The sequence below is a fragment of the Streptomyces sp. NBC_00353 genome, assembly GCF_036108815.1.
GTDB lineage: Bacteria > Actinomycetota > Actinomycetes > Streptomycetales > Streptomycetaceae > Streptomyces.
In genome coordinates this window covers 3,303,225-3,324,071 of the sequence record NZ_CP107985.1, presented here as the reverse complement: position 1 = coordinate 3,324,071, position 20,847 = coordinate 3,303,225, and the positions used below count along the sequence as shown (strand labels likewise).

Here is a 20,847-nt window from a genome sequence, read left to right as displayed (position 1 = left end):
ATGGTGGGCATGGCGGCAGCAGATGTGTTCAGCGCTCTGGCCAACCCCGTGCGGCGCACGCTCCTGGAAGCTCTCCGCGACGGCCCACGCGCGGCGGGGGATCTCGCCGGCGCGTTCGAGCTGAGCAGGCCCGCGGTCTCTGAGCACCTGGCGGTGCTCAGAGGTGCGGGGCTGGTGCGTGAGGAACCGCGGGGGCGGTACCGCTACTACCACCTGGAAGCAGCCCCACTGGCCGAGGCGGTCGAGTGGCTGCATCCCTTCGAACGCTACTGGCGGGCCCGGATGGGCGCGCTGAGCGACCTGATCGACGAGGAGAACCGATGACCGGTGCAGAGCCGTCCGTCATTCATTGCGACCAGTTCATCGCCCATCCGCCGGCGGCGGTCTGGCGGGCACTGACCGAACCCGAACTGCACGCGCGGTGGTGGGCAGCCGGTGACGTGCGGCCCGTCGTGGGGCACCGCTTCACCCTGGACATGGGCCCCTGGGGGCAGCAGGCGTGCGAGGTGCTCGCTGTCGAGCCCGAGCGCCTCCTGCGCTACAGCTTCGCCCCCGATTCGCTGGACACCACGATCACCTGGCGGCTTCAGGCCGAGGGGACGGGCACCCGGCTGTTCCTGGAACACGCCGGGTTCGACCTCGACTCACCTATGGGCAAAGCGGCGTTCCACGGCATGGGCGAGGGGTGGCCGGGCCTCCTGCGGCGCATCGAACCGGCGCTCGCCGCCGGGGACCGGTAAGGGTCCGCACGAACGAACGGAAGGGGCTCGGGCGGCGCGGCGACCGGCGGTGGGAGATCAGCGATCCGCCGACCGCACGATCGTGAAGACCGCGCCCTCCGGATCCGCGACCGTCGCCACGCGGCCGCTCGATCCCTCCCGCGGTGGCTGCAGCACATGCCCGCCGAGGTCCACCACCCGCGCGGCGGCCTCGTCGGTGTCGGCGACCTCGAAGTACGTCATCCAGTGCGGACCCCGGTCGCGCGGCAGCGCGCGGCCGACGCCGTGCAGCGAAGCCACCGGGCGGCCGTCCAGATGAAGCGTCTGGTAGTCGAAGTCGGCCGAGACGACCGCTTCCGGCTCGAATCCGAAGACCGCCTGGTAGAACTTGGCGACCGTCGAGGTCTCGCTGGTCACCAGCTCGTTCCAGACCGGGGTTCCGGGAGCCCCCGCGAGCGCCGTACCGATGTGCGCTGCGGCCTGCCAGATCCCGAAGACGGCCCCGCTCGGGTCGGAGACGATGGCCATCCGGCCTGCTTCGGCCGCGTCGAGCGGCCCGACGCCGACCGTCCCCCCGCAGGAGCGGATCGTCTCCGCCGTCACGTCGGCGTCGTCGGTGGCCAGGTATGTCGTCCAGGCGACCGGCAGGTGCCGGTCGGGCGGCAGCTGTCCGATGCCCGCGACCTCTTTCCCGTCGATCAGCGCGCGGACGTAGGGGCCCAGCTGGTCCGGGCCGGGCACGAACTCCCAGCCGAACAGGTCGGCGTAGAACTCCTGCGTCGTACACAGACCGTGCACGATCAGGCTCACCCAGCAAGGTGTTCCGGGTGTGCGCCGGGCGGCAGCCTCGGTCATCGTCACTCTCTTCTCGGACCATCGTGGTGGCCGTACGGGGGAACGGGGCCGACGCGCCGACCGGCGGTGCGAGAGGTGTGCGCCCCGTGCAGATGCTTGCACCACCCGGCGCACGAAGCGTCCCGGCCGCGCCGCATTTTCCGGTATGTCGACAGAGGAAGCCCGGTTTATTGCGATGTGTCCGATTCGATGCTGTTACGGGTGGGCCGCCTCCTGCGCGAGGATGGCACCCATGAAGCCCATCATCTCCGCATCCGAATGCGTGAGCGAATCGGCGGGGCCACGTCCGCCGGTGCTCCTGGACGTACGTTGGCAACTCGGCGGTCCGCACGGCCTCCCCGACTACGAGGCCGGGCACATCCCGGGCGCGGTCTTTGTCGATCTGGACACGGAACTTGCCGGACCTGCAGGCAGCGGCGGCCGTCATCCGCTGCCGGACCCGGAGAAATTCGGCGCAGCGATGCGCCGCGCCGGCGTCCGCCGGGACGCTCCCGTGGTGGTCTACGACGGCGGCCAGGGCTGGGCCGCCGCGCGCGCCTGGTGGCTGCTGCGCTGGACGGGGCACCCGGATGTCCGCGTGCTGGACGGCGGTCTCGCCGCATGGGAGGGCGAGCTCTCCACCGAGACGCCTGTCCCTGCCGAGGGCGATTTCAGGCCCGTACCGGGTGCACTGCCCCTGCTCGACGCCGACGGCGCCGCGGCAACGGCCCGCTCCGGCCTGCTGCTCGACGCCCGTGCCGCGGAGCGCTACCGGGGCGATGTGGAGCCGATCGACCGGGTCGGTGGTCATATCCCGGGCGCGGTCTCGGCCCCGACCTCCGAGAACACCGGCGCCGACGGACGGTTCCTGCCTGCAGAGGTGCTGGCGGCCCGGTTCAAGGATCTCGGCACGGACGGCGCGCCCGAGGTCGGTGTCTACTGCGGCTCCGGCGTCTCCGGCGCACACGAGGTCCTGGCCCTGGCCGTCGCCGGCATCCCCGCTGCGCTGTATGCGGGCTCCTGGTCCGAGTGGTCCGCCGATGAGTCCCGGCCGGTCGCCAAGGGGCCCGATCCGCAGTAGTGGCGTCGGCCCTGTCCGTAGCCGGAACTGCGGTAATGGGTTCCGGTCGGATGAGCGGACAGCACGAGGGCCCGTACGCAGCGGCGTACGGGCCCTCGTCATGCCACGGTCACCCCGGTCAGTCCTGCTTCTTGCGGCGAGTGCCGAAGACGATCTCGTCCCAGCTCGGCACCGCGGCCCGGCGGCCCGGACGGACGCCGTCCGCCTCGGCCTGGCGGTCCGTCGTGCCGGTCAGCCGGTCGCGGTGGCCGGCCACCGCTCGCGGCATCAGCACATCCGCATAGGCGGAACCGGCGCCTGCGGAGGCCGCCGCGGCCGGCGGCTCGTCGGCCTCCGGCTCCTGCGCGGCAGAAGTGGTCGGCGGCGGCTCGGGCGGCGCGGGACGCTCCGGCACCACCATGTCGCCACGGAAGCTCGGCACCGCCTCCAGCAGGCTGGTCAGCGAGTCACGCTCACTGGCCGAGGCGGTGACGATGCGCTCGTCCGGCTCGGGCGGGGGTGGCGGAGCGGGCCGTTCCATCTGGCGGTCGAGGGCACGGTCCAGCGGCCGGTCGCGGGGCAGCCGGGCGATCCGCGGAACGAACGGGAAGCTCGGCTCCGGCGCGGCGACATCGTCGGTCTCGCCGATCAGCGAACGCGCCTCGTCGTCCACGGCCTGCACCAGCCGGCGCGGCGGGTCGTACGTCCAGCTCGCCGAGTGCGGCTCGCCCGCGACCCGGTACACGAGCAGGACTTCCCAGGTGCCGTCGTCACGACGCCACGAGTCCCACTGGACGGTTTCCTTGTCGGCGCCGCGCAGCAGGAGTCGTTCCTGCACCGCCTCGCCGAGTTGGGGGCCGGTGTTCTCGCCGGGACGGCGCACGGGAGTCTTCCGGGCCCGCTCGGCCATGAAGGCGCGTTCGGCGAGCACGGGGCCCTCGAAGCGTCGGACACGGTCGACCGGAATTCCGGCGAACTGAGCGACCTCCTCCGCGGAGGCACCGGCTCGTATACGGGCCTGGATGTCGCGGGGGCGGAGGTGGCTCTCCACCTCGATCTCGATCTGGCCGAGCCGTGCGCGGTCGTTGCGCACGGCGGCGCGCAGCCGCTCGTCGATCGGAAGCGTGTACTCCGTGCTGTCCGCAGCCTTGAGCACCAGTCGTGTGCCGTCGTTGGAGACGGCCACGACACGCAGTTCGGGCATGGGGACCTCCCGGGTGGTGCCTGCCGACGTCACGTGCGTCGCTGCTTCCGCTAGTCGAGTGTGGCCTGCCCGGGTGCAGCCTGCCACAACATTGCCGTGTTGCCCGGCGTGTCGGGCGTGAGCCCTTGATCGCCGGTATGACACGGTGACCTCTTGTGCGACGCTGAGTGACTACCTGTCACCCTGCGTAGCTGGCCTCCGTGCGATGCCGTGGCGCCGCCGGATCGAGTGCCTCCTTCGGCCCCCTCCCGAAGATCCCGGACACCACGTGGGAGTCCGGCCCCAGGGCTCGCCACAGTACTCCATTCGGGCCATGTGGGTGGACCGGCGCGCCGCCGAAGTTCTCGTCAAGCACGGGAGTTCAGCTACCCACTTGGCCGCGATATGCCCATGATGCGTGTCCTGCTTCACAGAATCGCCTGAAGTGGAACCATTTACTTCGCCCAATTGTCCCTTCCTGTTGCATGGTGGGAGAGATGTCAATCAAGGGCTGGGAATGGTGCAGAAGCCGGAAACTGACATAGAACCCAAGGGAAGGCGCATAGATCTGAACGTGCCGCAGGTGGCGGGGAGCGCCGTGGCAGCGATCGCGGCGGCCGTGGCGGCCTCGCAACTGGGCGTGTACGGAACGATTCTCGGAGCCGGAGTGATGAGTGTCGTCGCCACCTGCGGCGGCTCCGTCTTCCAGCACTTCTTCCGCCGCACGGGCGAGCAGATCCGCGAAGTCACGGTATATACGCGGGAGACGCGGGACACCCGTGGGGCGCGCGAGGCGTATGGATCGGGGGGCGGGCGGCGGTTGTCCGACGGATCCGTGAACGCCACGACGGTGCTCCGTACAGTGACGGCCGACCCGGACCGTACGCAACTGCTGGAGCCGCCCACCGACAACGGGACCCGGCCGCTCGCGTCGTATCCGGCAGCCCTGGACGAGGGGTTCACCGCGTCCAGCACCCATGGCACCCGGATCCGCGGCTGGAAGCGGCCCGCGCTCGGCGCGGTGGCGGTCTTCGCCGTCTCGATGGCCGGCATCACCACGTACGAGCTGATCTCCGGCAACGATCTGAGCGGTGGTCAGGGAACGACCGTCGGCTCCGTCGTGCGCGGTGCGCCCCAAGGCCGGGGGCACGACGACCCGGCGCCTTCGGTCAGCGACGATCCGGTTCAGGGGCGGACGCCGGGTCAGGAGAGCGGTGGGACGCCGGGCACGGACTCGCAGGACGGGCAGAGCGGGAGCCCGGACACGGGACAGGGGGACAGTCCCACGGCCGAACCGACGCCCACCCCCACACCGTCCGGCCCAGGTGGCGACGGGACGCCTCCGGCCCCCACGCCCACCCCGACGGCGAGCGGTGACGGCAGCGGCGCTGCCCCGGACCCCACCGGCGCGGGCATCGCCCCGGGTCAGCAGGCCCCCGCCACGACCGGCACGGACACCGGTCGGTGACCGTGCCGGTCGTGGTCAGTCGCCCAGGACCCGGCGCAGATAGTCGTTGCCGAACAGCCGGTCCGGGTCGAGCCGGTCGCGTACAGCGGTGAACTCACCGAACCGCGGATACACCCCGGCCAGGTACTCGGCATCGCGAGTGTTGACCTTGCCCCAGTGCGGGCGGCCGCCATGGGCGGTCATGATGCGCTCGACCGCGGTGAAGTACGCCTGGTAGGGCGTGCCCTTGTAGAGATGGACGGCGATGTACGCGGTCTCCCGGCCCGAGGCCGTGGAGAGCGCGATGTCGTCCGCGGGGGCCGTGCGGACCTCCACCGGGAAGCTGATCCGCAGCGGTGAACGGTCGACCATCGCCTTCAGCTCGCGCAGCGCCTCGACGGCGGCCTCGCGCGGAAGGGCGTACTCCATCTCCACGAAGCGGACCCGGCGCGGGCTGGTGAAGACCTTGTACGGGATGTCGGTGTACGTACGGGCCGACAGGGCGCGGCTGGAGAGCTTGGCGATCGACGGGATGGCTGCGGGGACCGCCCGGCCGAGCGAACAGGCCACCTGGAAGATCCCGTTGGAGAGGAGCTCGTCCTCGATCCAGCCGCCGACCTTGCCGGGCGGAGCGGCGGGGCCCGCGCTGCGGTTGTTGCGCTTGGTGTTGCAGTTGCCGGTGTGCGGGAACCAGTAGAACTCGAAGTGCTCGTTCTCGGCGACCAGCTGATCGAAGTCGGCCGTGACCCGGTCGAAGGCCATCGGCTCCTCACGGGCCGTCAGCAGGAAGACCGGCTCCACGCCGAACGTGATCGCCGTGATGACACCGAGGGCGCCGAGCCCGATCCGGGCGACGGCGAAGATGTCGGCGTTCTCCTTCTCGGAGCAGGTCAGCACCGTGCCGTCCGCCGTGACCAGTTCCAGGGCGCGGATCTGGGCCGATATGGACGCCGAGTCGCGGCCGGTGCCATGGGTGCCCGTCGAGGTGGCCCCGGCGACCGTCTGCTCCATGATGTCGCCCATGTTGGTGAGCGACAGCCCCTCCCGGGCGAGCGCGGCGTTCAGCCGCTTCAGCGGAGTGCCTGCCTCGACGGTCACCGTCATCGCCTTGCGGTCGATCTCCCGGATGCCGGTGAGCAGATCGGGGCGGATCAGGAGGCCGTCGGTGGCCGCGGTCGCGGTGAACGAGTGGCCGGTGCCGACCGGCTTCACCTTCAGGCCGTCCTCGGAGGCCCTTCGCAGTGCCTGAACCAGCTCGTCGACGGATGCGGGGGAAGCGGTCCGTGCCGGACGGGCGGTGACATTGCCCGCCCAGTTACGCCACGCGCTCGTCGTCGTCCGTGCGTAGGTGTCGGTCATCTTCCCCGCGCCTCCCCGTAGGAACCGGCTCGGCCAGCCGGCGATACCCCAGGAACGCCACCGCGGCCGCGAGCGCTCCCGCCACGACGGGCACCGTGTACCCCGCCGCAGCCCCGGACGCGTCGACCACCCAGCCTGCGGCCGAGGAGCCGAGCGCCACACCGACGGCGAGCCCGGTACCGGTCCAGGTCATGCCCTCGGTCAGCTTGGCGCGTGGTACGTGCTGCTCGACGAGGGCCATGGTGGTCACCATCGTCGGTGCGATGGCGAGGCCCGCGACAAAGAGCGCCACGGCCAGAAACGGCAGGTTCCCGGCCAGTTGGAGGGGGATCATACTCACGGCCATCGCGCACACCCCCACCAGCCACCTGGTGGCCGGCTTTCCCTTGAGGCTCAGCAGCCCGAAGACGGCTCCGGCGAGGCAGGACCCCAGCGCGTACACGGCCAGCACCAGGCTCGCCGCGGCCTTGTGGCCGTGGTCCTCGGCGAAGGCCACCGTCACCACATCGACCGCCCCGAAGATGGCGCCGGTCGCCACGAAGGTGGCCACGAGCACCTGAAGACCGGGGGAGCGCAGCGCCGAGCCGCTGCTGTGCTGCTCGCGAGGGTGCGGCACCGGCTCCGTGGCACGCTGGGCAGTCAGCCAGAAGACACCGACGAGCAGGAAACCGGCGGCCAGCAGTGGACCCGCCTCGGGGAACCAGGCGGTGGAGAGGCCGATCGAGACGATCGGCCCGAAGATGAAGCACACCTCGTCGACGATCGACTCCCACGAGTACGCGGTGTGCAGCTGCTGCGGCGAACCGTGGTAGATCTCCGCCCAGCGGGCCCGGGTCATCGCACCCACACTGGGGACGCAGCCGGCGCCCGCCGCGAAGACGAAGAGCGTCCAGTCCGGCAGCCGCTGCTGTGCGCAGATCAGAAGACCGGCCACCGCCGCGATCGCGACCAGGGTGACGGGGCGCAGGACGCGCCGCTGCCCGTGCCGGTCGACGAGCCGGGAGACCTGCGGGCCGAGTACCGCGGCCGACATCGCCAGCGTCGCGGAGAGCGCGCCCGCGAGTCCGTATCGGCCGGTGATCTGGGACACCATGGTGACCACGCCGATGCCCATCATGGACAGCGGCATCCGGCCGAAGAAGCCGGCCGCCGAGAACCCCTTGGTGCCGGGGGCGGCGAATATGGCGCGGTAGGGACTGGGCAAGCGGGGCTCCGGTACAGCGAGGTCGTGCGCGGGTGTAATGCGTGAAGGTGGCCGCTACAGCTTACGGGCGGCCAACTGCGCAGGACACCGCGGCGGGTGCTCTACGGGCGCGCCGGTGGACGTCGGTCGACGCGCTGTCACAGGCGGGTGGCAGGATCGTTCCCATGTCCGATCTGTGCGCTCCCGCTCCCTACGACGCCCTGCTGCTGCTCTCCTTCGGCGGACCCGAAGGTCCGGACGACGTGGTCCCGTTCCTGGCGAACGTGACGCGCGGCCGCGGCATCCCCGAGGAGCGGCTCAAGGAGGTCGGCAAGCACTACTTCCTGTTCGGCGGCGTCAGCCCGATCAACGCCCAGAACAGGGCCCTGCTGGACGCCCTGCGCAAGGACTTCGCGGAACACGGCCTCGATCTGCCGGTGTACTGGGGCAACCGCAACTGGGCCCCGTACCTCACCGACACCCTGCGCGAGATGGTCGCCGACGGGCACCGTCGCATCGCCGTCCTCGCCACCAGCGCCTATGCCTCGTACTCCGGGTGCCGTCAGTACCGCGAGAACCTCGCTGAGTCGCTCGCCGCCCTGGACGCCGAAGGGCTGCCGGTGCCACGCGTCGACAAGCTCCGGCACTACTTCAACCACCCCGGCTTCGTACGGCCCATGGTGGACGGCGTCCTGAAGTCGCTGGCCGATCTCCCCGAGGACGTCAGGACCGGGGCCCACCTCGCCTTCACCACGCACTCCATCCCCACCTCCGCCGCCGACACCTCCGGCCCCGAGGAGACGCACGGTGACGGTGGCGCCTATGTGGCCGAGCATCTCGACGTCGCACGGCTGATCGTCGACGCGGTCCGCGAGGAGACGGGCACCGACCACCCGTGGCAGCTCGTCTACCAGTCGCGCAGCGGTGCCCCGCACATCCCGTGGCTGGAGCCCGACATCTGCGACCACCTGGAGACGCTCCACGGGGAGGGCGTGCCCGCCGTGGTGATGGCCCCCATCGGCTTCGTCTCGGACCACATGGAAGTCCTGTACGACCTCGACACCGAGGCCACCGCGAAGGCCGCCGAGCTCGGCCTGCCGGTCCGCCGGTCCGCGACGGTCGGCGCCGACCCGCGGTTCGCCGCAGCCGTACGCGAGCTGGTGCTGGAGCGCGCCGCCACCGAGCAGGGACGCCCGGTGGAGCGGTGCGCGCTCGGGGCGCTCGGCCCGAGCCACGACCTCTGTCCCGTCGGCTGCTGCCCGGCCCGTGCCCTGAAGCCCGCTGCCGCGGGCGCCGACAGTCCCTACGCCTAGGAGCGCTGTACCGCTGTGACCTCTGTGTCTTCTGTGACCGACCCCGTCCTGTCCGAACTGCTCGACCTCGCACAGGAGGCCGCCCGGCGTGCCGGTGCGCTGCTGCGCGACGGCCGCCCCGCCGATCTGGGCGTGGCCGCGACGAAGTCCAGCCCCATCGATGTCGTGACCGAGATGGACATCGCCGCCGAGAAGCTGATCACCGGTTTCCTGGCGGAGCACCGTCCCCAGGACGGCTTCCTCGGTGAGGAGGGCGCCAGCTCCGCGGGCAGCAGCGGCGTCCGCTGGGTCATCGACCCGCTCGACGGCACGGTGAACTACCTCTACGGACTGCCGACATGGGCCGTCTCGATCGCCGCCGAGCGGGAGGGCGAGCGGCTCGTGGGCGTGGTGGAGGCCCCGATGCGCGGCGAGACGTACTTCGCGGTCCTCGGCGGCGGTGCGTACGCAAACGGCGGGGCGTACGGCGAGGGTGCCGCGCTGCGCAGCCGGCCCGCGCCGCCGCTCGATCAGGCGCTGGTCTCCACCGGCTTCAACTACGTCACCGACGTCCGCAGGCACCAGGCGGATGTCGTCCAGCAGCTGATCCCGAAGCTGCGCGACATCCGGCGCGGAGGCTCGGCCGCCATCGATCTCTGCGACGTCGCCGCCGGCCGGCTGGACGGCTACTACGAGCGCGGGCTCCACCCCTGGGACCTCGCGGCCGGTGACCTGATCGCCCGGGAGGCGGGCGCTCGCACCGGCGGGCGGCCAGGGCTGGCCGCCGACGGCGAGCTGACACTGGCCGCCAGCCCGGGCGTCTTCGAGCCCCTGCAGGCACTGCTGGAGGAGCTGGGCGCCTGGCACGACTGACAGCACCGCCGGTAAAGCCCCTGGTACGGGCTGTGGCGGACGTTCACGGACGGCACAGGGCCCCGGCGTCGCCAGCGACGCCGGGGCCCTGTGCCGTCGACTCAGACGGCCGTGGCGCCGATTTCGACGCCGTGCTCGGCGGCCAGGCGGTGCAGGTCGTCCAGTTCTCCCTGCTCGACGTCCGCGAGGAAGTCGTCGCCCGTCTCACGAGCACGGGTGAGGTCGGACTCGGTGGTCCTGATTCGTTGCAGCAGACCGGCGGTGAAAGCGTCCATAGTGCGCCCCCTCGTCGTGGGTCGGTGGCACGGGGGTGTGCCCGGGTTTCCCTCCGCCGAGGGCGGTAGGGCGGGTGATCACGCACTCTCCGGGGGACGGAGCGGCCGTGGAGTGCCACATACATGGCGTGATCGCGGGTGTGAATTCGTCCTCCCCAGCCCCGGGCTCAGAGAAACCTCAACTGGCCCGGAAATCCGGTGAATTCCCGGAAGCCGCAGGTCGTGCCGCGCCGCCTTACCGCCGGTTTATACGCGTTGCGGGCAGGATGGTGCCGCACAGACAGTGCTGCTGAGCGGCCCGGATCACGGTCCGTGCGCTCATTCGGACGTTCTGAAGTTTCAAAGGAAGGACAGCGCCGTGCGCGTACTCGTCGTGGAGGACGAGCAGCTGCTCGCCGATGCGGTGGCCACCGGACTGCGCCGGGAGGCCATGGCCGTCGACGTCGTGTACGACGGTGCGGCCGCCCTGGAGCGCATCGAGGTCAACGACTACGACGTGGTGGTGCTGGACCGGGACCTCCCCCTGGTGCACGGCGACGACGTCTGCCGTCGCATCGTCGAGCTCGGCATGCCGACCCGGGTGCTCATGCTCACCGCATCCGGGGACGTCAGCGACCGTGTGGAGGGTCTGGAGCTCGGCGCCGACGACTATCTGCCCAAGCCGTTCGCCTTCAGCGAGCTGACCGCGCGGGTACGGGCCCTCGGACGCCGTACGACGGTCGCGCTGCCGCCCGTCCTGGAGCGCGCCGGCATCAAGCTGGACCCCAACCGCCGCGAGGTCTTCCGCGACGAGCACGAGATCCAGCTCGCGCCGAAGGAGTTCGCCGTGCTGGAGGTGCTCATGCGCAGCGAGGGAGCGGTCGTCTCGGCGGAGCAGCTGCTGGAGAAGGCCTGGGACGAGAACACCGACCCGTTCACCAATGTCGTGCGGGTGACGGTCATGACGCTGCGCCGCAAACTCGGGGAGCCGCCGGTGATCGTCACCGTGCCCGGCTCCGGCTACCGGATCTGACGGCCGGTGTCCGCCGCCCCGGCGCCACCCACGGCGCCCCCGAAGCCCACCTGGGACCCCAAACAGCTGGAGCCCCCGTACCCCTGGCTGCGCCCGACCATCCGGATACGGCTCACCCTCCTGTACGGCGGGATGTTCCTGATCGCCGGCATCCTGCTGCTCTCGATCATCTACATGCTGGCCGCACAGGCCCTGCACGTGGGCAGCGAGCTGCCGTTCAAGATCGTGAGCGGCCAGGTGTCCAGCGACGTGTGCAACCTGTCCGGTGAGGGATCGTCGCCGAGCGCTGTCAACGCGGCCATGAACTCGTGCGTCAACCATCAGCGGCAGCAGGCGCTCGACACGCTCCTGAACCGCTCGCTGCTGGCCCTCGTCGGCCTGAGCGTCATCGCCTTCGCCTTCGGTTACGCCATGGCGGGGCGGGTGCTGTCCCCGCTGGGCCGGATCACCAGGACCGCCCGCCAGGTCGCCGGTACGGACCTGTCCCGGCGGATCGAGCTGGACGGTCCGGACGACGAGCTCAAGGAGCTCGCCGACACCTTCGACGACATGCTCGACCGGCTGGAACGGGCCTTCACCGCACAGCAGCGGTTCGTCGGGAACGCCTCGCACGAGCTGCGCACCCCGCTCGCGATCAATCGCACGCTGCTGGAGGTCCATCTCTCCGACCCGCAGGCGCCGCCCGAGCTCCAGCAGCTCGGCAAGACCCTGCTGGCCACCAACGAGCGCAGCGAGCAGCTGGTCGAGGGCCTGCTGCTGCTCGCCCGGAGCGACAACCAGATCATCGAGCGCAAACCGGTCGACCTGTCCGAGGTCGCCTCCCGGGCGCTCGACCAGACGCGCGGCGAGGCCGAGGAGAAGGGCGTGGAGTTCCGCGGCGAGATCGTGCCCGCCGTCGTCCAGGGCAACGGTGTGCTGCTGGAGCGGATCGCGCTGAACCTCGTGCAGAACGCCGTGCGCTACAACGTCCCGGAGGAGGGCTGGGTGGAGGTCACCACCGAGCTGCAGCCGGGCCAGGCTGTGCTGGTGGTCTCGAACACCGGGCCGGTGGTGCCGGCGTACGAGATCGACAACCTCTTCGAGCCCTTCAGACGGCTCCGTACGGAGCGAACGGGCAGCGACAAGGGGGTCGGGCTCGGCCTGTCGATCGCGCGGTCCGTGGCGCGCGCTCATGGCGGCCGTATCATCGCGGAGCCCCGTGAGGGTGGTGGTCTCGTGATGCGCGTCACCCTGCCTGTCTGAGAGGCTGGTCCGAGCGATTCGTACCCAGATCGACCTGTTCGCTTTGAGCGGAATTTTCGGGACCCGTGCCCGGAAGGGCCGTGTGTGATCGATCACAGGTGCGAATTTCGGGCCATCCACGCTCCGTGATCAGGCCTCCCACCAAAAATCCGGCAAAAGTCGGGGTTTTCGGGGGTCGATATCACGGGAAGTACACGGGGTGGCGCTCGTGAAGCACGGCGTTCGGACCGTGTACGGTCCCCTTCGCCACCCAAGCCGATCGCTCTCGAGAGGTCCGCTCGGGTGTCGATTGAGTAACAGACCTTGATGTGAGGCAAAATCTCCGCCTCGGGTCGGGCACAAGTCCGGCCTCTCACGCGTTACGTGCGCTGAGACACCGCAGACACCCAGAGGGGGAGTGCGACAAATGGCAACGGATTACGACACCCCACGCAAGACCGACGACGACGTCGACCAGGACAGTCTTGAAGAGCTCAAGGCACGCCGGAGCGACAAGACGGCGTCCGCCGTCGACGTCGACGAGTTCGACGCGGCCGAAGGACTGGAGCTGCCCGGCGCAGACCTGTCCAATGAAGAGCTCGCTGTAAGGGTTCTGCCCAAGCAGGCCGATGAGTTCACGTGCATGAGCTGCTTCCTCGTGCACCACCGGAGTCAGCTGGCTCGCGAGAAGAACGGTCAGCCGATCTGCCGCGACTGCGACTAGGTTCGGTCGGCCGTGGCAGGCGACACACCGTTCCGGAAACGGCGCTTGTGGCGCAAGAGGTCGTCGGAGGCGTATCAGGGCGGTACAGGCCCGGTGGAAGGCGTAGCAGCGCCTGCCGAGCGGTCCGCCCTGCCACCCTCTCCGGGCGAGTCTGACGACGAGCGGGGCCGCTGGGCCTCGCTCGAAGCAGTTGAAGCCGCCATCGCGGCAGAGGTGGCACGAGCGGGACGAGTAGCAGCACCAGCAGTCGACGCGGCCGATGGGGCCGAGCAGCAGGTCGACAGGACGGAGCCCGTGACCGGGGCAGGCCGTCTGCAATCAGTGAAACGGGGCGTCCGCAAGAGCGGGGAGAGCGCCAGGGCGGCGATCGGTCATATCGCCGACCGGATCATCGAAACGGCTCCCCGCGTCCCTGTGCGCGACCTTGCGACCCTGCGCAGGCAGTTCCCGGGACTCGGTCCCGAGGAGCTCGCCGACAAACTCGTCGCGGGCGCGAGCAAGGGCACGGCCACCGTGGGCGCCGGTATCGGCGCGGCGGCCATGATGCCCGTACCGCCGGCCATGCTCGCCGAGCTGGCCGCGGAGATCACCGGCGTGGCCGCGATCGAGATGAAGCTCGTGGCCGAACTGCACGAGGTCTACGGTCAGCGCCCGCCCGGCGGCCTCACCCAGCGCAGCACCGCGTACCTCACCTCCTGGACGGAGGAGCGCGGCATCGACGCCCGCCACCCCACGACGATCAATGCGGCGCTGGGCGGTCAGATGAAGCGGGAGCTGCGCCAGCAGATCATGAAGCGCATGGCGCGCGACCTGCCGAACCTGATTCCGTTCATGGTCGGCGCCGCCGTCGGCGCGATGATGAACCGCCGCGACACGAAGAAGCTCGCCGAGAAGGTCAGGACGGACCTGCGCAAGGGCCAGGTCCCCTGGGATCGGCTTCCGGAGCAGCCGCCGCTGGAGCGGCCCCGGAAGCTGCACAAGGACCTCCCGAAGGAGATCGAGGGCTGACCCCTCGTGCCCTGCCGGCCGTGCGTCCTACGCCCGTACCGCCGTGAGCGCCGCCACCAGGGCCTGCGGCTCCCGGGTCGACAGATAGATGTACGGGGTCGGGTCCTGCGGGTCCGTGACCTCCACCCGTACCGCCGTGGGGATGTAGCTGCGCAGCAGCATGAACGCGCGGGTGTCCGCCTTGTACGAGCGCCACGCGCGCGCCTCCTCGGCGTCCAGCGCCTCGGCCGTGCCGAGCGCCGACACCGGGATCCGGGCGTCGCCCGCGACCAGCGCGCCCGCCACCACCCGGATCCGGGCGGAGCCGTACGAGCTGACCGCGAGCGAGGCCAGGGCCGTGCCGCCGACCAGGCCGCCCAGCAGCGGCAGGGTGCCGAGTGGCAGCAGCATCAGGGCGCAGGCGACACCGATCAGGAAGGCGATGAGCCACCACGAACGGGGCGCGGTCAGACGTTCGTCGAAAGGCGGGGTGGAAGGCTGCATGAACCCAAGCTTGGCACGGTGCGACCTGCGGGTACCCGCGCGGGTAAGGTCTGCGCCTGTGAGTGGAACATCTGCGGCTCTGAAGCCACCGGCCGACGCGGTGAAACCGGTCCGGCACCCCGACGCCCCGGCCCCCGGCGAGCTCCTCGGTTCGCACTACGAACACTGTTTCGGCTGCGGTGGGGGGCAGGCGCACGGCCTGCACCTCCAGGCGCGGGCCGGCGAGGGTGTGAGTGTCACCGCCGAGTTCACCGTGAAGCCCGCCCACCAGGGCGCTCCGGGACTGGCGCACGGCGGCGTACTGGCCACGGCGCTGGACGAGACGCTCGGCTCGCTGAACTGGCTGCTGCGGGTGATCGCGGTGACCGGGCGGCTGGAGACCGACTTCGTGCGGCCCGTGCCGGTGGACACCGTGCTGCACCTGGACGCCGAGATCACCGCCGTGCACGGCCGGAAGATCTACTCCCGAGCGACCGGCCGGATCGGCGGCCCGGACGGGCCTGTCGCGGTCCTCGCCGAGGCCCTCTTCATCGAGGTCAAGGTGGACCACTTCATCGAGAACGGCCGCCCGGCCGAGATCCAGGCCGCGATGGCCGACCCGGACCAGGCCAGGCGTGTCCGAGCCTTCGAGGTGAACCCGTGATGCGTCATCCCGTCGACGTACTGATTCGCCGGGTCGATCCGGAGGTGCCGATTCCGGCGTATGGGCACCCGGGCGACGCAGGGGCCGACCTGGTGACCACCGAGGCCGCCGAACTCGCCCCCGGGGAACGGGTGGTGCTGCCCACCGGCGTGTCGATCGCCCTGCCCGACGGGTACGCCGCGTTCGTGCACCCGCGGTCCGGCCTCGCAGCACGCTGCGGAGTCGCCCTCGTGAATGCCCCGGGGACGGTTGATGCCGGGTACCGTGGAGAGATCAAGGTGATCGTCATCAATCTCGACCCGCGCGAGACCGTACGGTTCGAGCGGTTCGACCGGATTGCCCAACTGGTCGTCCAGCAGGTCGAGAAGGTGCGCTTCCACGAGGTGTCGGAGCTGCCCGGCTCGGCCCGGGGCGAGGGTGGTTTCGGATCCACCGGCGGGCATGCCACGGGTGATGATGTTGATGGCGTCAGGGGCGGGACCACCCAGGGCGGGAACAGCTACGCTTCGGTCGTACCCGACCGGGAAGGACAGTGACGTGTTCGGTCGCAAGAAGAGTGGTTCCGCCGAGGACGTGGCGGACGAAGCGCGCGAGGCCGAGCAGGTCGTCGACGAGCTCGATGACACCGACGCCGGTGCGCGCCGGGTGAATCTCCCGCCGGCGCCGCGGCCGGACGGACCGTGGGACATCGACGAGGTCTCCCAGCCCGGCGAGGGCCGGGTCGACCTGGGCGGCATCTTTGTCCCCGGGGTCGAGGGCATGGAGCTGCGCGTCGAGGTCGCCGGAGACGCGATCGTCGCCGCCACCGTCGTGCTGCGCGACAGCGCGATCCAGCTGCAGGCCTTCGCCGCCCCCAAGAAAGAGGGCATCTGGGGCGAGGTCCGCGAGGAGATCGCCACCGGCATCACCAAGCAGGGCGGGATCATCGACGAGGTCGAGGGCCCACTGGGCTGGGAGCTGCGGGCGCAGGTCCCCGTACAGCTTCCGGACGGGACGAACGGCGTGCAGCTGGTGCGCTTCGTCGGCGTCGACGGGCCCCGTTGGTTCCTGCGCGGAGTGATCTCCGGCCAGGGAGCCGTGCAGCCGGAGGCCGCCGGGCTGCTGGAGACGATCTTCCGGGACACCGTGGTCGTCCGTGGCGAGGGCCCGATGGCGCCGCGCGACCCGATCGTCCTCAAGCTCCCCAACGACGCCCAGATGGTGCCCGAGGGCGTGCAGCAGGAGGACCAGGAGGGCTCGAAGTTCTCCGGTGGCATGGGTCAGCTCCAGCGCGGACCCGAGATCACCGAGGTGCGCTGAGCCGCCGACCGCGGCTCGAAACAGCTCAGGCCGGTGGGCCGTACTTCCCTTCGAGGGAGGTGCGGCCCACCGGCCTTCTGCGTGCCCGCGCGGCGCGCGTACCAGCGGGTATATGGGGCGCGTATGCGGCACGTATGGGCGCCGTCAAGGGCGCGCCCCTCCCCGTAAGAAAGGCATCAACGCAGGCCGCAGGGGCTTCGGACGGGGGTTTGCTCAGGAGGTCCGAAAAATCCGTCCTCATCTAGGAGCACACGGTGGCCGACTTGGCCTTCGTCGTCACCACGATCGCGGTCTTCGCGCTGGTGGCTCTTGTCGCCAAGGGGGTGGCGAAGCTGTGACTGCCGAGAACGTTGTCGGTCTGATCGTGGCCGTCGCTCTGCTGGGCTATCTCGTCCTCGCCCTTTTGTACCCGGAGAGGTTCTGAGCCCGATATGAGCCCCGTCCTCGCTGGTGTGCTCCAGCTGCTCGCGCTCGTGGTGGCGCTGGGTCTGGCGTACCGCCCCCTCGGCGACTACATGGCCGCCGTCTATTCCTCGAAGAAGCACCTGCGCGTCGAGAAGTGGATCTACAAGTCCATCGGTGCCGATCCCGATACGGAGATGCGCTGGCCCGCCTATCTGCGTGGGGTCCTGGCGTTCTCCGCGGTGAGTGTTGTCTTCCTTTATCTGCTGCAGCGGTTCCAGGGCGGTCTGCCCGGCTCGCTCGGCTTCGCCTCGATCGATCCGGACCAGGCGTTCAACACGGCGGCTTCCTTCGTCGCCAACACCAACTGGCAGTCGTACTACGGCGAGCAGGCCATGGGCCATGTCGTGCAGACCGGTGGCCTCGCGGTGCAGAACTTCGTCTCGGCGGCTGTGGGTATCGCGGTCGCGGTGGCGCTGGTGAGGGGTTTCGCCCGTTCGCGCACCGGTGAGCTCGGCAACTTCTGGTCCGACCTGGTGCGTGGCACGGTACGGATCCTGTTGCCGATCGCCGTGGTCGGCGCGATTGCGCTGGTCGCGTGCGGCGCGATCCAGAACTTCGCCGGTATCCACGGGGTCGGCCAGTTCGTGGGCGGGTCGCAGCAGTGGAACGGCGGCGCGGTCGCCTCCCAGGAGGCGATCAAGGAGCTGGGTACCAACGGTGGTGGTTATTTCAACGCCAACTCGGCCCACCCGTTCGAGAACCCCAACGGGCTCTCCAACCTCCTTGAGATCTTCCTGATCCTGGTCATTCCGTTCGCGTTGACCCGCACCTTCGGCCGGATGGTGGGTTCCCTCAAGCAGGGGTACGCGATTCTGGCGACGATGGGTGTGATCTGGCTCGGTTTCACCGCGCTGATGATGTGGACCGAGTTTGCCCACCACGGGCCGGCGTTCGACATCGCGGGCGGGGCGATGGAGGGCAAGGAGACCCGGTTCGGGGTCGGCGGCTCGTCGATCTTCGCGGTGGCCACCACGCTGACGTCGACGGGTGCGGTGAACTCGTTCCACTCCTCGTTCACCGGTTTCGGTGGTGGCATCACGATGCTGGGCATGCAGCTCGGTGAGATCGCTCCGGGTGGTACCGGTTCGGGTCTCTACGGCATGCTGATCATGGCGATCATCGCGGTGTTCATCGCGGGTCTGATGGTCGGTCGTACCCCCGAGTACCTGGGCAAGAAGATCGGCACGCGTGAGATCAAGCTCGCGGCCTGTTACATCCTGATCACCCCGGCGCTGGTGCTCTGTTTCACCGCCGCGGCGATGGCCCTGCCCACTCCGGTCCACTCGATGACCAATTCCGGTGCGCACGGTTTCTCCGAGATCCTGTACGCCTACACCTCGGGTGCCAACAACAACGGTTCGGCGTTCGCCGGTCTGAACGCGGACACGCAGTGGTTCAACACCACCATCGGGCTCGCGATGCTGCTGGGCCGGTTCCTGCCCATGGTGTTCGTCCTGGCGCTGGCCGGCTCGCTCGCCGAGCAGAAGCCCGTCCCGGCGACCGTCGGCACGCTCGGCACGCACAAGCCGCTCTTCACCGGGCTGCTGGTCGGCACGATCCTGATCGTCACCGGTCTGACCTTCTTCCCGGCGCTGGCACTGGGACCGCTGGCCGAGGGGCTGGCGTCATGACCACGAATCTGAAGCAAGAGGACTCGATGTCCACTGTCACCAACGACCGGGCACCGCACCAGTACGCGCCTACCGGTCACCGGCCCGAAGGACGCGTCGGCGCCGGGCTGTTCGACCCCAAGCAGCTGCTCAAGTCCTTCCCCGACGCGGTACGCAAGCTCGACCCCCGGGTGATGGTCAAGTCACCGGTGATGTTCGTGGTCCTGGCCGGTTCGGTGCTCACCACCGTCCTGGCCGCCCTGGACCCGACCGACTGGTTCGGCTGGGCGATCGCCGTGTGGCTCTGGCTCACCACGATCTTCGCCAACCTGGCGGAGGCGGTCGCCGAGGGCCGCGGCAAGGCCCAGGCCGACACGCTGCGCAAGGCAAAGACCGACACCGTCGCCCGCCGGCTCGTCGGGAAGAACGAGGAGCGCGTACCGGGCACCGATCTGCGCATCGGCGACCTGGTCGTCTGCGAGGCGGGCGACATCGTCCCCGGCGACGGTGACGTCGTCGAGGGTGTCGCCAGCGTCGACGAGTCCGCCATCACGGGGGAGTCGGCGCCGGTCATCCGGGAGTCGGGCGGCGACCGCAGCGCGGTCACGGGTGGTACGAAGGTGCTCTCCGACCGCATCGTCATCAAGATCACCACCAAGCCCGGCGAGACATTCATCGACCGGATGATCGCCCTGGTCGAGGGCGCTGCTCGGCAGAAGACCCCCAACGAGATCGCGCTGAACATCCTGCTCGCGTCCCTCACCATCGTCTTCCTGCTCGCCGTCGTCACCCTGCAGCCGTTCGCGATCTACGCGGGACAGCGGCAGTCGATGATCGTCCTGACCGCGCTACTGGTGTGTCTCATCCCGACCACGATCGGCGCGCTGCTCTCCGCGATCGGCATCGCGGGCATGGACCGCCTCGTCCAGCGCAATGTGCTCGCCATGTCGGGACGCGCCGTCGAGGCCGCCGGTGACGTCTCCACGCTGCTGCTCGACAAGACCGGCACCATCACGCTCGGCAACCGCCAGGCCGCCGAGTTCGTACCCGTCAAGGGCACGACGGAGGCCGAGCTGGCCGACGCCGCCCAGCTCTCGTCGCTCGCCGACGAGACGCCCGAAGGCCGGTCCGTCGTCGTCCTGGCGAAGGAGAAGTACGGGCTTCGCGAGCGCCATCAGGGCGAGCTCGTCGGGGCCGAGTGGGTCGGCTTCACCGCCCAGACCCGGATGTCGGGTGTGGACGTCGAGGGACGCAGGATCCGCAAGGGTGCGACCGGCTCGGTCGTCGCCTGGGTCGAGGAGCGGGGCGGCACCGTCTCGCCGGACGCCCGCACGCTCACCGACCGGATCTCACAGGCGGGCGGTACCCCGCTGCTCGTCGCCGTCGACGACGAGCGGGGCGCCCGGATCCTCGGCGTCATCCATCTCAAGGACGTCGTCAAGGAAGGGATGCGGGAGCGGTTCGACGAGCTGCGCAGGATGGGCATCCGTACGGTGATGATCACCGGCGACAACCCGCTGACCGCGAAGGCCATTGCCGAGGAGGCGGGGGTCGACGACTTCCTCGCCGAGGCGACTCCCGAGGACAAGATGGCCCTCATCAAGCGTGAGCAGGCGGGCGGCAAGCTCGTCGCGATGACCGGTGACGGTACGAACGACGCGCCCGCGCTCGCCCAGGCCGATGTCGGCGTGGCGATGAACACCGGCACCTCGGCCGCCAAGGAGGCCGGGAACATGGTGGACCTGGACTCCAACCCGACCAAGCTCATCGAGATCGTCGAGATCGGCAAGCAGTTGCTGATCACCCGCGGTGCGCTGACCACCTTCTCGATCGCCAACGACGTCGCGAAGTACTTCGCGATCATCCCGGCGATGTTCGCGGTGGTCTACCCGGGCCTGGACAAGCTGAACATCATGCAGCTGTCCTCGCCGCAGTCCGCGATCCTCTCCGCAGTCGTCTTCAACGCGCTGATCATCATCGCGCTGGTGCCGCTGGCCCTGAAGGGCGTGCGCTACCGGCCGAGCAGCGCCGACTCGATGCTCCGACGCAACCTCGGGATCTACGGACTCGGCGGCCTGGTCGCCCCGTTCATCGGTATCAAGATCATCGACCTGATCCTCTCCCTCATTCCCGGAATCGGCTGATCGCGCCATGACC

General features: G+C 69.9%; 22 protein-coding genes. 16 read left to right on the top strand and 6 right to left on the bottom strand.

The features are described 5' to 3' along the window. Both OHA88_RS15155 and OHA88_RS15150 read left to right on the top strand, forming a co-directional pair. On the top strand, positions 1-324 hold the full coding sequence (locus OHA88_RS15155) for an ArsR/SmtB family transcription factor (protein ID WP_199919233.1): 324 nt from the start codon (positions 1-3) through the stop codon (positions 322-324). After that, a complete protein-coding gene (locus tag OHA88_RS15150; RefSeq protein ID WP_328625932.1) occupies positions 321-740 on the top strand; it encodes an SRPBCC family protein in 420 nt (139 codons plus the stop codon). Before OHA88_RS15155 ends, OHA88_RS15150 begins: the two co-directional genes overlap by 4 nt. 57 nt (positions 741-797) lie before the next feature. Here OHA88_RS15150 and OHA88_RS15145 read toward each other — a convergent pair whose 3' ends face one another. Further along, a complete protein-coding gene (locus tag OHA88_RS15145; RefSeq protein WP_328625931.1) occupies positions 798-1,574 on the bottom strand; it encodes a VOC family protein in 777 nt (258 codons plus the stop codon). 232 nt (positions 1,575-1,806) lie between these two features. On the opposite strand from OHA88_RS15145, the gene OHA88_RS15140 reads away from it, so the two are divergent. Then, positions 1,807-2,634 carry a sulfurtransferase gene (locus OHA88_RS15140; protein ID WP_328625930.1) on the top strand — a complete coding sequence of 276 codons (828 nt, stop codon included), beginning with the start codon at positions 1,807-1,809 and terminating at the stop codon, positions 2,632-2,634. A 118-nt stretch (positions 2,635-2,752) separates the two neighbouring features. Here the strand turns inward: OHA88_RS15140 and sepH are convergent, their stop codons facing one another. Beyond that, complete coding sequence (gene sepH / locus OHA88_RS15135) at positions 2,753-3,817, bottom strand: septation protein SepH (RefSeq protein ID WP_267000920.1); 1,065 nt, start codon at positions 3,815-3,817, stop codon at positions 2,753-2,755. 496 nt (positions 3,818-4,313) lie between these two features. Here sepH and OHA88_RS15130 point away from each other — a divergent pair, with 496 nt between their 5' ends. Beyond that, positions 4,314-5,264: a hypothetical protein gene (locus OHA88_RS15130; RefSeq protein ID WP_328625929.1), complete on the top strand. Its 951-nt coding sequence runs from the start codon at positions 4,314-4,316 to the stop codon at positions 5,262-5,264. Positions 5,265-5,279: 15 nt separating this feature from the next. Here OHA88_RS15130 and OHA88_RS15125 read toward each other — a convergent pair whose 3' ends face one another. Together OHA88_RS15125 and OHA88_RS15120 are read right to left on the bottom strand one after the other, a co-directional pair. Continuing rightward, a complete protein-coding gene (locus tag OHA88_RS15125; protein WP_328625928.1) occupies positions 5,280-6,602 on the bottom strand; it encodes a D-arabinono-1,4-lactone oxidase in 1,323 nt (440 codons plus the stop codon). Continuing rightward, complete coding sequence (locus OHA88_RS15120; protein ID WP_326606148.1) at positions 6,559-7,806, bottom strand: MFS transporter; 1,248 nt, start codon at positions 7,804-7,806, stop codon at positions 6,559-6,561. The genes OHA88_RS15125 and OHA88_RS15120 overlap by 44 nt, the downstream gene beginning before the upstream one ends. Positions 7,807-7,970: 164 nt before the next feature. On the opposite strand from OHA88_RS15120, the gene OHA88_RS15115 reads away from it, so the two are divergent. Together OHA88_RS15115 and OHA88_RS15110 are read left to right on the top strand one after the other, a co-directional pair. Beyond that, positions 7,971-9,098 (top strand): ferrochelatase, encoded by a 1,128-nt coding sequence (locus OHA88_RS15115; protein ID WP_328625927.1) that lies wholly within the window; start codon positions 7,971-7,973, stop codon positions 9,096-9,098. A 33-nt stretch (positions 9,099-9,131) separates the two neighbouring features. Continuing rightward, positions 9,132-9,950: an inositol monophosphatase family protein gene (locus tag OHA88_RS15110; RefSeq protein ID WP_328625926.1), complete on the top strand. Its 819-nt coding sequence runs from the start codon at positions 9,132-9,134 to the stop codon at positions 9,948-9,950. Positions 9,951-10,051: 101 nt separating this feature from the next. Here OHA88_RS15110 and OHA88_RS15105 read toward each other — a convergent pair whose 3' ends face one another. Next, the gene (locus OHA88_RS15105; protein ID WP_267000908.1) at positions 10,052-10,225 is read right to left on the bottom strand and encodes a hypothetical protein; all 174 of its coding nucleotides are present in this window, start codon (positions 10,223-10,225) and stop codon (positions 10,052-10,054) included. 358 nt (positions 10,226-10,583) lie between these two features. On the opposite strand from OHA88_RS15105, the gene OHA88_RS15100 reads away from it, so the two are divergent. The 4 genes from OHA88_RS15100 to OHA88_RS15085 all read left to right on the top strand — a co-directional run bounded on the left by OHA88_RS15100 (position 10,584) and on the right by OHA88_RS15085 (position 14,190). Next, positions 10,584-11,237, top strand: a complete 654-nt coding sequence (locus OHA88_RS15100) for a response regulator transcription factor (RefSeq protein WP_030927249.1) — start codon at positions 10,584-10,586, stop codon at positions 11,235-11,237. Between the two features lie 6 nt (positions 11,238-11,243). Continuing rightward, positions 11,244-12,479, top strand: a complete 1,236-nt coding sequence (locus OHA88_RS15095) for a sensor histidine kinase (protein WP_328625925.1) — start codon at positions 11,244-11,246, stop codon at positions 12,477-12,479. Positions 12,480-12,885: 406 nt separating this feature from the next. Further along, positions 12,886-13,182, top strand: a complete 297-nt coding sequence (locus OHA88_RS15090) for a DUF4193 domain-containing protein (RefSeq protein WP_003965732.1) — start codon at positions 12,886-12,888, stop codon at positions 13,180-13,182. A 12-nt stretch (positions 13,183-13,194) separates the two neighbouring features. Then, positions 13,195-14,190, top strand: coding sequence for a hypothetical protein (locus OHA88_RS15085; protein WP_328625924.1), 996 nt, complete (start codon positions 13,195-13,197; stop codon positions 14,188-14,190). A 27-nt stretch (positions 14,191-14,217) separates the two neighbouring features. Here OHA88_RS15085 and OHA88_RS15080 read toward each other — a convergent pair whose 3' ends face one another. Next, the gene (locus tag OHA88_RS15080) at positions 14,218-14,673 is read right to left on the bottom strand and encodes a DUF3093 domain-containing protein (protein WP_328625923.1); all 456 of its coding nucleotides are present in this window, start codon (positions 14,671-14,673) and stop codon (positions 14,218-14,220) included. A gap of 58 nt (positions 14,674-14,731) precedes the next feature. Here OHA88_RS15080 and OHA88_RS15075 point away from each other — a divergent pair, with 58 nt between their 5' ends. The 6 genes from OHA88_RS15075 (at position 14,732) to kdpB (ending at position 20,834) form a co-directional block, all read left to right on the top strand. Then, positions 14,732-15,316 carry a PaaI family thioesterase gene (locus OHA88_RS15075; RefSeq protein WP_328625922.1) on the top strand — a complete coding sequence of 195 codons (585 nt, stop codon included), beginning with the start codon at positions 14,732-14,734 and terminating at the stop codon, positions 15,314-15,316. Further along, positions 15,316-15,852, top strand: coding sequence for a dUTP diphosphatase (gene dut, locus OHA88_RS15070; protein ID WP_267000897.1), 537 nt, complete (start codon positions 15,316-15,318; stop codon positions 15,850-15,852). Before OHA88_RS15075 ends, dut begins: the two co-directional genes overlap by 1 nt. 1 nt (position 15,853) lies before the next feature. After that, on the top strand, positions 15,854-16,615 hold the full coding sequence (locus OHA88_RS15065) for a DUF3710 domain-containing protein (RefSeq protein WP_328625921.1): 762 nt from the start codon (positions 15,854-15,856) through the stop codon (positions 16,613-16,615). Between the two features lie 334 nt (positions 16,616-16,949). After that, complete coding sequence (gene kdpF / locus OHA88_RS15060; RefSeq protein WP_037823947.1) at positions 16,950-17,039, top strand: K(+)-transporting ATPase subunit F; 90 nt, start codon at positions 16,950-16,952, stop codon at positions 17,037-17,039. A gap of 7 nt (positions 17,040-17,046) precedes the next feature. Next, entirely contained in the window at positions 17,047-18,711 is a 1,665-nt protein-coding gene (gene kdpA, locus OHA88_RS15055; protein WP_328624912.1) for a potassium-transporting ATPase subunit KdpA, read from the top strand. Next, positions 18,708-20,834 carry a potassium-transporting ATPase subunit KdpB gene (gene kdpB, locus OHA88_RS15050; protein ID WP_328625920.1) on the top strand — a complete coding sequence of 709 codons (2,127 nt, stop codon included), beginning with the start codon at positions 18,708-18,710 and terminating at the stop codon, positions 20,832-20,834. The genes kdpA and kdpB overlap by 4 nt, the downstream gene beginning before the upstream one ends. The last annotated feature ends 13 nt before the right edge of the window (positions 20,835-20,847 follow it).